The sequence below is a fragment of the Streptomyces sp. NPDC004721 genome (genome assembly GCF_053601495.1).
The window spans coordinates 1-1,025 of record NZ_JBSGBZ010000165.1 but is presented as its reverse complement, the minus strand read 5'-3'; the positions used below and the strand labels follow the sequence as shown (position 1 = coordinate 1,025).

Below are 1,025 nucleotides of genomic sequence, written 5' to 3'. Positions count from 1 at the left end.
ATGGCGACTACCGAGGTGCGTCGGGCGGGGCGTAAGCCCGCTCAGATCGTGGACATGTCCTGGGATCCGATCACGCGGATCATCGGGAACCTGGGCATCTACACGAAGATCGATTTCGCGAACCGGGAGGTCGTCGAGTGCCACTCGACCTCCTCACTGTTCCGCGGCTACTCGGTGTTCATGAAGGGCAAGGACCCCCGCGACGCCGGCTTCATCACCTCCCGCATCTGCGGCATCTGCGGCGACAACCACACCACCTGCTCCAACTACGCCCAGCAGATGGCCTACGGCGTCAAACCCCCACCCCTGGCCGAACACATCACCAACCTCGGCGAAGCCGCCGAATACATGTTCGACCACACGATCTTCCAGGACAACCTCGTCTTCGTCGACTTCTGCGAAGCCATGGTCAAAGCCACCAACCCCAGCGTCCTGGCCCGCGCCGAACGCACCGAAGCCCCCCGCGGCCACATCCACGGCTACCGCACCATCGCCGACATCATGCGCGCCTTCAACCCCTTCGAAGGCGAGATCTACAAACAGGCACTGAAAATGTCCCGCACCACCCGGGAAATGTTCTGCCTGATGGAGGGCCGCCACGTCCACCCCTCCACCCTCTATCCCGGCGGCACGGGCACCATGCCCCAGCCCACCGTCTTCACCGACTACCTCGCCCGCCTCATGCGCGTCATCGACTTCGTCAAACAAGCCGTCGCCCTCAACGACGACGTCTTCGACTTCTTCTACCAGGCCCTGCCCGGCTACGAGGAAGTCGGCCGCCGCCGCATCCTCCTCGCCTGCTGGGGCGCCTGGCAAAACCCCGACATCGTCGACTACCGCTACGAGACGATGAACCACTGGGGCAAGGCCATGTACGTCACCCCCGGCATCATCGTCGACGGCCAACTCGTCACCAACAACCTCGTCGACATCAACCTCGGCCTGCGCATCCTCCTCGGCTCCAGCTACTACGACGACTGGACCACCGAAGAACCCTTCGTCACCCACGACCCCCTCGGCAACCC

The 1,025-nt window shown here is 63.7% G+C and carries 1 protein-coding gene; it reads left to right on the top strand.

Features of this window, described 5'->3' with window-relative positions:
* Positions 1–1,025 (top strand): nickel-dependent hydrogenase large subunit (locus tag ACWEK3_RS42455; protein WP_453252280.1); only part of this gene is annotated, 1,025 nt, incomplete at both ends.